Source organism: Gelidibacter mesophilus DSM 14095, assembly GCF_000423005.1.
GTDB lineage: Bacteria > Bacteroidota > Bacteroidia > Flavobacteriales > Flavobacteriaceae > Gelidibacter > Gelidibacter mesophilus.
In genome coordinates, this window is record NZ_AUHD01000027.1 from 1 (window position 1) to 9,626 (window position 9,626).

Consider the following 9,626-nt stretch of genomic DNA (forward strand, 5'->3'; position numbering starts at 1 on the left):
TAAACAGCTTATACACCATTCAGACAGAGGAATACAATATTGTAGCAATCAATACACACAAATACTCAAAAGAAAAAAGATAGATATTAGTATGACAGAAGAAAATCATTGTTACGAAAATGCAATGGCAGAACGTGTAAACGGTATCTTAAAAGATGAATTTTATCTAGACCAAACCTTTGATAACGTAGCGCACGCAAAGCGAGCTGCAAAAAATGCAATTAATTTATACAACGAAATAAGATTACACTTATCTTTAGACTATAAAACACCTAATATGGTATATAAATTATCAGCGTAAATTCAATTTTAACCTGTAGCCATATTTTAGGACGAGACAGCTGAACCCAGCCGCACAAGCAAAGAGTGCTATCGCACACATTGCTTTTTCCCACCTCTGAATAATAACATCAATTCAAATTCCGAAACTCAATAGGCGAAACACCAACTTTTTGCTTGAACAATCGTGTAAAATGTTGTGGATATTTAAAACCCAGTCCATAGGCAATTTCGCTTATGGACTGCTTGTTTTCCAAAATTTCCTGTTTGGCTTTGTTCATCACTTTTAGCTGAATGTATTCCAAAGCAGTTTTTCCCGTTTCCTTTTTGATTAAATCGCCAAAATAGTTAGTGGACAAATGAACCTTTTCGGCACAATAGGTTACCGATGGTAATCCTAAAATTTTCGGTTGTTTCGATGAAAAATAATCGTTTAAAATAGCTTCAAAAGTTTGCAAAACATCGCTATTTGCATCATTTCTGGTAATGAATTGTCGGTCGTAAAACCGAGTACAATAATTCAAAAACAGTTCGATATTATCTACAATTAATTTTTTGCTGTGTTGGTCTGTTCCTTGTTCCAATTCAAATTTGATTTTTTCAAAACAGTCCAACACAATTTTCCGCTCTTTGGCGGAAATGTGCAAAGCTTCATTGGCATTGTAATTGAAAAAATAATAGTTAGAAATTTCTTTACCTAACTGTGTGCCACGAATCAAATCGGGATGAAACAATAACGCCCACCCTTGCGGCTTGTAATTGTCATCAATCTTCACGTTGATTACTTGTCCAGGAGCTACAAAAACTAAAGTTTTGTCTTGATAATCGTATGTGTTTTTGCCGTAGGTTATATCACCACATATCACGTCCTTTAAATAAACCGCGTAAAACCCAAAATTCAATTTCTTGGCATAAATTTCAGGTACTCTGCCATCAAAATCCATTATACTTACAAGCGGATGCAGGTTTTCTTTATGGTAAAAAGCATCGTGTTCGCTTACCGTGTTTATGTTGTGTATTTTATCCATTTTCAAAATATTGATGGTTCAAATTTAGAAAAAAAATCAGCTAATCTTTCTCCATTCTTCCCAAATCCGTAAAAGTGGTAAGACAATCCGAGTTTTGTATAATCTATTATAAATGAGTATGTAAGAAATTTGCAGTAGAAATAATTTAGATAAAATTTTAAAAGTTACATTATGGAAAATATGCAAAACAAAGTCGCCCTTGTAACGGGTGCAGCACAAGGAATCGGTTATGCAACAGCTCAACTTTTTGCAGAATATGGAGCAAAAGTAGTATTGGCAGATTACAACGAAGAATTAGTGAACAAAGCGGCTCAACAACTGACAGATAAAGGATTTGAAGCATTAGCCATTAAATGCGATGTTTCCAAGGAAGAAGAAGTAAAAGCAATGGTTGAAAAGATAGTTAAAGAATTTAGCAGATTGGATTATGCCTTTAACAATGCAGGCATACAAAACATATTGGCAGAAGCAGCCGACCAAACCAAGGAAGACTTTGACCGAGTTATAAGTGTAAATCTTAAAGGAGTTTGGAGCTGTATGAAATACGAATTGCAACAAATGCGAAAACAAGGATTTGGTGCTATTGTAAACTGCTCATCTATTGGAGGAATTCTGGGCGGAGCAATGCGAGGAACCTATCACGCAGCTAAACACGGAATAATAGGCCTAACCAAAAGTGCAGCTTTGGAATATGCACCAATGGGAATTAGAATAAACACCATCTGCCCTGGAATGATATACACACCAATGGCTGAAAAAATGATTGAAGGAGGGCAAAAAGAAGCATTGGAAGCAATGTTGAAAACCGTACCTGTAAAGCGATATGGACAACCAGAGGAGATGGCTAACGTAGTGGTTTGGTTGTGTAGTGATTCTGCTAGTTTCGTTGTGGGTCACACTCTGGTAGCTGATGGAGGTTACAGTATTCAATAATCTTAAAAAGTTAGTAAAATGGAAAATTCAGAAAACAATTCAAACCGCAGAGATTTCTTAAAATCAGGTGCTTTGTTTGGGGCGTTTGCACTTGTCTCACCTGCCGTTTCATTTGCAAATTCGGCAGATAACTTAACCAAAAAACGAACCAAGAAAGTCCCAATGAGAACACTTGGTAAAGGCAAAGCAGCATTTCAGGTTTCGGCACTTGGTTTGGGCTGTATGGGCACAAATTACCATCGCGGTCGTGTTCCTAATCGTCAAAAAATGCTAGAACTAATGCAAGAAGCTGTGGAAATGGGTGTAACGCTTTTTGATACTGCGGAAGTGTACGGTCCTTATATTAACGAGGAAATTGTAGGCGAAGCAATCGGGAAGTTCAAAAATAAAATTTCGATTACGACAAAATTTGGTTTTGAAATTCAAAACGGAAAAAGCGTTGGACAAAACAGTCGTCCCGAGCAAATAAGAAAAGTTGCCGAAGAATCGATGAAACGCCTAAATATTGATGTCATTGATTTGTTTTACCAACACCGCTTCGACCCAAAAGTGCCTATTGAAGATGTGGCAGGAACGGTAAAAGATTTAATTCAGGAGGGAAAAGTGAAACACTTCGGGATGTGTGAAGTAAGTGCCGATACCATTCGGAAAGCTCACGCAGTACAACCACTTACAGCCATTCAAAGTGAATATTCATTAATGTGGCGTGAACCTGAAAAAGAAATCTTGCCTATTTGTGAGGAATTAGGTATTGGTTTTGTGCCTTACAGTCCTGTTGGACGTGGATATTTAACAGGAATGTTAAATGACCAATGGCAATTTTATCCGCAAAACGATATGCGTCAGGATTGGCCTCGTTTTCAACCTGAAGCAATGAAAGATAACTATAAACTGGTTCAGCTTTTAATCGACTTCGGACACGAAAGAGGTTTAACGCCTGCACAAGTGGCATTGGGTTGGTTGCTCAATAAAAATGAGTGGATTGTACCTATTCCTGGAACAACAAAATTTGTCCATTTGCACGAAAATATGGTAACTGCCCATTTGGATATTCCAAACCAAGAATGGAAAGCATTGGAAAACGAAGTTTCCAAGATTCAAATTGTGGGCGACCGTTATCCTGCCGAACAGCAAAAACAGGTTGAGAATTAGTAGGTTTATTCTAATTATTAAATAAAGAACAATGAAATTTTTAACAGTAATACTAATGTGTTTTTCAATTCAAATGACGATTGCTCAACAAAAGCAAATTGTTCGAATTTCGGAAATAGAAATCTATCCCGAATATCTGTCAGAATACAAAAGCATTTTGAAAACAGAAGCAGAAGCATCGGTTCGATTAGAAGCTGGAGTAGTTTCTATTTTCCCAATGTTTCAAAAAGAAGATGCTACACAAATAAGAATTCTGGAAATCTATGCCGATGAAGATGCTTATAAATCGCACATTGCATCGCCTCATTTTCAACATTACAAAACAACAACCTTAAAAATGGTAAAATCGTTGAAATTGGTAGATATGAGTGCAATTGATTTAGAAACAATGAACAAAATTTTTAAAAAGGAAATGAAAACAGAAAATAAAAGCGAGGACATTTTAACCTTTGAATTAAGTGATAAAGTTACCCGAGAAAAAGTATCGTACCGCAATAGATACGGAATAAACATTGCTGCCGATTTGTACCTACCTAAAGAAATGGACATCAACAAAAAGCATCCTGCAATAATTGTTGGTACACCTTATGGCGGAGTTAAGGAACAGGGAGCTGGTATTTACGCTCAATCAATGGCAGAACGTGGTTTTGTTGCCATTGCTTTTGATGAAAGTTATAACGGAGAAAGTGGCGGAAACCCAAGACGAATTTCTTCGCCCGAAATATTTGTAGAAGATTTTAGTGCAACGGTAGATTATATCGGAACACGTCCGTTTGTTGACAGAAACAAGATAGGTGTAATCGGAATCTGCGGTAGTGGTGGGTTTTCCATAAGTGCTGCACAAGTAGATAGACGTATCAAAGCCGTTGCAACAGTAAGTATGTATGATATGAGCCGTGTAAAAAGTGAAGGGTTTAAAGGTTCACTTACAACAGAAGCACGCAACAAATATCTTGACCAGATTGGCGAACAGCGATGGAAAGAGTTTGAAGGTGGCAAAGTTATTATGAACGAACTGCCAAGAAAAATAGATGAGCATACCGACCCCATAAGTAGGGAATTTTTCGAGTATTACCGTGTGCCACGTGGTTTTCATCCAAATGCCACTACCGAGTTTTCAATGACAAGCGATTTTTCATTTATGAATTTTCCGTTAATGGATAACATCAAAACCATTTCGCCAAGACCTATTCTATTCATCATTGGCGAACACGCCCATTCTCGATATTTTAGTGAAGATGCCTATAAAATGGCTTCCGAACCCAAAGAACTCTATATTGTTCCAAATGCAGGACACGTAGATTTGTATGATAGAACAGATATAATTCCATTTGATAAATTGAATGGTTTTTTCAATGAATACTTAAAATAGAAATTATGAACAAAATGAATAATAAAGTTACTGCTGTAATATTGGGAGTAAGTCTTGTAATATGCGCTTGTAACGAATCAAAAACTAAAGAAATGAAAACAGAAAGTAAAGAGAAATTAGAAACTATTTTTCCTAAAGGCGAAAAAGGTTCAGCCGAATTGTTTACTGGAAATGCACATAATTTTGGCTTTCAACTTGATTCTGTTTTTACAACGGTAGCTGGTAACGTTTACTTTGAACCAGGAGCAAGAAGCAATTGGCATAGACATCCATCTGGTCAAATCTTGATAATTACTGATGGAGTTGGCTACCATCAAATTGAAGGGCAGCCTATCGAAATCATTAAAAAAGGCGATGTAGTCCAATGTCCGCCAAACGTTCGCCACTGGCACGGAGCAAGTAAAGATGTGGGTTTACAACAAATTTATTTCGTGCCGAACACCGAAAAAGGAGTTGTGGATTGGGACGAAGCTGTAACGGATAAAGAATATAAAAAAGAATAGAATTAGCCCACGCTCGCACAGCACATTGCAATCCTCGTGCCTGCGGTTGCAAAGAGCTGTGCCCCACCCTGACAGGCAGAACGGAAATAAAGCCAGCATACAACAATGTATAAACGCAATAGCGGGATAAGTGCTAAATCGAAAGTAATTTTGTAAATTTAACATCAATTATAAACCGAAAAGTTCGGCTTCAAAATCCGCTACTGCGTTTATACGAGACCGTTGGCAACAAGCTGAAAAAACCGATGAACTATAAATTTAACGAAGTTGAATTAAATGAAATTTTTGCAAAAGCAGAAAAACAACTGTTTGATTCAAAACGAATTAAATTTAAAAAATGTAAAGATTGGAGAAAGAAAAACGTACCAAATGAAGCTGGAATTTATGCGGTTTTTGAAAAGGAAAATGAACTTTTATACATTGGAGAAAGTGGAAACTTAAAAGCTAGAATGAGTGAGATAAACAGAACTGTAAATCATTCTTTTAGAAAACAATTTGGTCATTTAAGATACAAAGGAATTAAATCAAGAAAAAAATTTACGGACGAAATAGAAATTATATTAGATGAGTATTTTGCAGAAAATCTATTTGTTTCATTCTTGCCTGTAAATTTGGGAAGATTAGAAATAGAAACTTATCTAATTACAAAATTTCAAGAAAGTTTAATAAATTCAATAAAAAAAAGAAAATAATGAATAGCTTATTAATTGGAGGAGCTCAAAGTGTTGGAAAAAGTGAAACTATTTACAAAATTGCGAATAATTTAGTTGGTAAAGGTTTTGTAGCAATCGCAGGTTCAATTCCACCAGCGTTTGATGATTTTACAGTTGTTTTGAAAGGTATTGACAAAAACGGACAAAAAGTAAATGTCATAATAACTTCCGCAACTGACACAACTGATATTATTAAGAATTTCAAAAAGTTTTTTGATGAAAACGGAAATTATGATATTCTAATTTCTTCAGTCAGAGATGATGACTTTTATCCAAGAAAACAGTTTTTTGATATTATGGGAATAAATCCAAGTGACAAAAATTTAGTTGAAATCCCTTTTGCTAAAATAACTCGTAGAGGCGGAAATTTTGCAATTGCTTTAAACTGGTATTCGGAAAAAACTGAAAAATTAATAATTCATACATTGAATAATAATCCATTTAACATTTAAACTGAATAAAGCCAGATTGCCAACACCGTGTATAATTAATGGCTGGTTCTCGCCTACTTACGAAAATCCTCGCGGATTTTCTATTCCGTTTTTATTTACTAAATTAGGTGCTTGAAACACGCCACTAATCATACACAAACACGTTGTGTGTAATGCAAAAAACACTCTCGTCCAAAAAATAATTTTCTTTTTCGTGTAACATTTTATGTTTTTTTAATCAAAGGTGTAAATAATTAAAACATCAAGATTATAAAAACTTCAATTAAATTTTTTGTATTAGTAATTACTGCTTTTATTTGGACTTCGTGTATCGCATCCAATAAAACAAATTATCAACCAGAACCTTTTAAAGTGGAAACCATTGGGCAAGGCAAGCCTATTTTATTCCTTCCAGGTTTTACAGCTTCAGGCTCGGTTTGGAAAGAGACAGTCGCGAACTTGTCGATTGACAGAAAATCGTATCTTTTTTCTTATGCAGGTTTTAACGGTAACGAACCTATCGAAATGCCTTGGTATGAAACCATAAAAAATGGATTCGTCGATTATATTACTCAAAACAACTTAACTGACATTATTGTGGTAGGACACAGTATGGGAGGCAATCTTGCGGTTGATATTGCTTCCGAATTGCCCAACAGAGTTTCAAAACTTGTAATCGTGGATGCGCTACCTTTTATGAAAGATGTAATGGTGCCCGACGTTCCTATTGAAATGCTTGACTACGATACATTATATAACCAACAAACTATTGCTATGCCAGATGCAGATTTTGCAAATATGGCTTCAATGATGGCTTCAATGATGGCAACCGATTCAACAAACCAAGAGACTTTAAAAAATTGGATGATTGAGGCAGACCGAAAAACTTGGGCTTATGGCTATACAGATTTGCTAAAACTTGATTTAAGACCTACATTAAAAAATATAACCTGTGAAACGTTAATCATAGGAGCATCATTTCCAGATGTAGCAATAGCAAAAGAAAATTATGAAAAACAATATGCAAACCTTTTAGAAAAGAAATTAATTATGGCATCCAATAGTAAGCATTTTGTAATGATGGACGAGCCTGAATGGTTTTATAAAACCCTAAACAATTTCATAATCAATGGCAATTAATAAAAAATATCAATTTGAAAACATATATCAGCAACATCATCCAATGGTGTTGCAATTATGTTTGGGTTTTGTAAAAGGAGATTTAGATACTGCAAAAGATTTAGCACAAGAAATATTTATAAGCGTGCTAAACAATTTAGAAAAATTTAGAGGTTCTTCTTCCTATAAAACTTGGATTTACAGGATAACTGTAAACACCTGTTTACAATTTGTCAAAAAGGAAAAGAAAAGAAATATTAGCTCACTAACCAAAGACCATAATCAAGGAATAACAGAAGAAATTGAGACAGCAACCACTCAAAGTAGTCCTGACCTTTACAAAGCCATAGGACAATTAAATAAAATCGACAGATTGATAATTATGATGGTTTTAGAAAATGAAGATTATGATAATATTTCAAGTGTTATTGGTATAAAACCAACAAATGTTAGGGTTAAAATACACCGCATAAAAAAACAATTAAAAACAATCTTAAACAACTACGAAAATGAATAAAGATTTTTCAACATTAAAAGGCAATTGGGATGACCTTAAAAATACAACTGATACATCATCAACGTATGCAATTAAAGCAATTGAGCAGAAAATTAAGAGCAAAGAGCGAGAGAATTTTTTCTTTTATTACGGCACTATTTTTATTCTATCAATAACGCTAATCGGAATAATCCTATTTTTTATTTATGTAGCACCAGTAAAAGAAATAATTAGCAAAATTGGAGCTTTGTTAATGATTATGGGTTTAGTGTTCAGAATTGTCATAGAAACAATTAGCATAACAAAAGCCAAACAAATTAAAAAACTCGACAATACGCTAAACAATCTCGAAAATTTGCGAAAATTCCACCAGTTTAGAAAAGTAGCCCACAATATTATTTCGCCTATTATCTTAATCACTTATACAATTGGCTTTTTTATAATTGTGCCCGAATTCAGCAAGTATATTGACCATTTACCTTTAACACTTTTTTGTATAGCTTACTTTGTTGCTGGAATAATCATTTTTTATGTAATTAGAAAAAGCGTTAAAAAAGAAATGAAAAAAATTAATAAAATCCTCAAATTAAAACAACAACTTACTGAATAATAAGGTGTTAATAATAAATGAGAAAAATGGGATTTAAAGCGTGTGAAATTATCAAAGACAAAGAAATTTATGCTGATAGAGTACAGATGTATCAATAGATTAAATAATAGTAATCAACATTGCGGTAAGCACTACACACAACAATGTATATAAAAAATAGCGGTTTAGGTGCTTACCTGAACCGCTTTTACTTTTAAATAAGTATATTGCTTTCCGAAAAGTAAGAGTTTTTTAATCCGCTACTTTTCATATACGGAGACGTTGCCAACCATTTGAGAAACATCACGTATGAAATTAAAATTAATATTTCCTTATCCTGCTTGGAAGGATGTTTCTAACAAATATTCCATCACTATTTATCGGAATAAAATTCACAATTATATTGGACTTCATCCTTTGCGAACATCAATTACTGTTTCGGAACAACATAATTCGGAAAAGTTTATAAATTCAACTTTTTATATCTACAGATTGGATAAACTTGACCGAAAGAATCTGAACACAAAAGCAACTCATAAAATCGTTTCTCAAGAATTACACAATGTTGTTTATGGTTGCGACCCTTATTGCGTAAAACTGAATTGGTTTCAAGAATTTTATATAAATTGGTTTCATAAAAAATATATTATTCAATCATTGGACTTTAAAAAAAGTATTCTGACTGGATTTGCTGGAGCAATAATTGGAGCTTTAGTGACAATGGCATTTCAAGACAAAGAAAGAACTAAAATCGACCCAATAATTCCACCTAAACAGGAAATTAAAAACCAACGTGACCAAAGCAGTAACCAAACGACTGATAAAAATTTAAAAAATAATTCCATAATTGACAATAATAAATCTGAATAATAAAAAAAACGGTAGGCAACAACGTGTATAATTAATGGCTGGTTCTCGCCTACTTACGAAAATCCTCGTGGATTTTCTATTCGGTTTTTATTTGCTAAATTAATTGCTTAAACACGCCACTAATCATACACAAACACGTTG

At 34.1% G+C, this 9,626-nt stretch carries 12 protein-coding genes; 11 read left to right on the forward strand and 1 reads right to left on the reverse strand.

Annotated elements, in window-relative coordinates; genetic code table 11:
- Positions 1-301 (forward strand): integrase core domain-containing protein (locus tag G525_RS0117285; RefSeq protein WP_027127262.1); only part of this gene is annotated, 301 nt, incomplete at its 5' end.
- A 109-nt stretch (positions 302-410) separates the two neighbouring features.
- On the opposite strand, the gene G525_RS0117290 is transcribed toward G525_RS0117285, so the two are convergent.
- Entirely contained in the window at positions 411-1,307 is an 897-nt protein-coding gene (locus G525_RS0117290; RefSeq protein ID WP_027127263.1) for a helix-turn-helix domain-containing protein, read from the reverse strand.
- A 180-nt stretch (positions 1,308-1,487) separates the two neighbouring features.
- Between G525_RS0117290 and G525_RS0117295 the strand changes: the two genes are divergently transcribed.
- From G525_RS0117295 to G525_RS0117340, 10 genes are all read left to right on the forward strand, one after another.
- The gene (locus G525_RS0117295) at positions 1,488-2,240 is read left to right on the forward strand and encodes an SDR family NAD(P)-dependent oxidoreductase (protein ID WP_245577821.1); all 753 of its coding nucleotides are present in this window, start codon (positions 1,488-1,490) and stop codon (positions 2,238-2,240) included.
- Positions 2,241-2,258: 18 nt separating this feature from the next.
- Positions 2,259-3,392, forward strand: a complete 1,134-nt coding sequence (locus G525_RS0117300; RefSeq protein WP_027127265.1) for an aldo/keto reductase — start codon at positions 2,259-2,261, stop codon at positions 3,390-3,392.
- 31 nt (positions 3,393-3,423) lie between these two features.
- The gene (locus G525_RS0117305; RefSeq protein WP_157491971.1) at positions 3,424-4,764 is read left to right on the forward strand and encodes an antibiotic biosynthesis monooxygenase; all 1,341 of its coding nucleotides are present in this window, start codon (positions 3,424-3,426) and stop codon (positions 4,762-4,764) included.
- A 5-nt stretch (positions 4,765-4,769) separates the two neighbouring features.
- Positions 4,770-5,267: a cupin domain-containing protein gene (locus G525_RS0117310; protein ID WP_051210004.1), complete on the forward strand. Its 498-nt coding sequence runs from the start codon at positions 4,770-4,772 to the stop codon at positions 5,265-5,267.
- 245 nt (positions 5,268-5,512) lie between these two features.
- Positions 5,513-5,959, forward strand: a complete 447-nt coding sequence (locus tag G525_RS0117315) for a GIY-YIG nuclease family protein (RefSeq protein WP_027127268.1) — start codon at positions 5,513-5,515, stop codon at positions 5,957-5,959.
- A complete protein-coding gene (locus G525_RS0117320; RefSeq protein ID WP_027127269.1) occupies positions 5,959-6,432 on the forward strand; it encodes a hypothetical protein in 474 nt (157 codons plus the stop codon). Before G525_RS0117315 ends, G525_RS0117320 begins: the two co-directional genes overlap by 1 nt.
- Before the next feature lie 351 nt (positions 6,433-6,783).
- Positions 6,784-7,551 (forward strand): alpha/beta fold hydrolase, encoded by a 768-nt coding sequence (locus G525_RS21355; protein ID WP_051210005.1) that lies wholly within the window; start codon positions 6,784-6,786, stop codon positions 7,549-7,551.
- A complete protein-coding gene (locus G525_RS0117330; RefSeq protein ID WP_035480061.1) occupies positions 7,541-8,047 on the forward strand; it encodes an RNA polymerase sigma factor in 507 nt (168 codons plus the stop codon). The genes G525_RS21355 and G525_RS0117330 overlap by 11 nt, the downstream gene beginning before the upstream one ends.
- On the forward strand, positions 8,040-8,636 hold the full coding sequence (locus G525_RS0117335) for a hypothetical protein (protein WP_027127271.1): 597 nt from the start codon (positions 8,040-8,042) through the stop codon (positions 8,634-8,636). The genes G525_RS0117330 and G525_RS0117335 overlap by 8 nt, the downstream gene beginning before the upstream one ends.
- A gap of 288 nt (positions 8,637-8,924) precedes the next feature.
- Positions 8,925-9,485 carry a hypothetical protein gene (locus G525_RS0117340; RefSeq protein ID WP_027127272.1) on the forward strand — a complete coding sequence of 187 codons (561 nt, stop codon included), beginning with the start codon at positions 8,925-8,927 and terminating at the stop codon, positions 9,483-9,485.
- Positions 9,486-9,626: the final 141 nt, after the last annotated feature.

What these genes read in the sequence shown, in the direction of transcription:
- G525_RS0117290 (WP_027127263.1), bottom strand. Translation starts at nt 1,307, where the DNA reads ATGGATAAAATACACAACATAAACACGGTAAGCGAACACGATGCTTTT.
- G525_RS0117295 (WP_245577821.1), top strand. Translation starts at nt 1,488, where the DNA reads ATGCAAAACAAAGTCGCCCTTGTAACGGGTGCAGCACAAGGAATCGGT.
- G525_RS0117300 (WP_027127265.1), top strand. Translation starts at nt 2,259, where the DNA reads ATGGAAAATTCAGAAAACAATTCAAACCGCAGAGATTTCTTAAAATCA.
- G525_RS0117305 (WP_157491971.1), top strand. Translation starts at nt 3,424, where the DNA reads ATGAAATTTTTAACAGTAATACTAATGTGTTTTTCAATTCAAATGACG.
- G525_RS0117310 (WP_051210004.1), top strand. Translation starts at nt 4,770, where the DNA reads ATGAACAAAATGAATAATAAAGTTACTGCTGTAATATTGGGAGTAAGT.
- G525_RS0117315 (WP_027127268.1), top strand. Translation starts at nt 5,513, where the DNA reads ATGAACTATAAATTTAACGAAGTTGAATTAAATGAAATTTTTGCAAAA.
- G525_RS0117320 (WP_027127269.1), top strand. Translation starts at nt 5,959, where the DNA reads ATGAATAGCTTATTAATTGGAGGAGCTCAAAGTGTTGGAAAAAGTGAA.
- G525_RS0117330 (WP_035480061.1), top strand. Translation starts at nt 7,541, where the DNA reads ATGGCAATTAATAAAAAATATCAATTTGAAAACATATATCAGCAACAT.
- G525_RS0117335 (WP_027127271.1), top strand. Translation starts at nt 8,040, where the DNA reads ATGAATAAAGATTTTTCAACATTAAAAGGCAATTGGGATGACCTTAAA.
- G525_RS0117340 (WP_027127272.1), top strand. Translation starts at nt 8,925, where the DNA reads ATGAAATTAAAATTAATATTTCCTTATCCTGCTTGGAAGGATGTTTCT.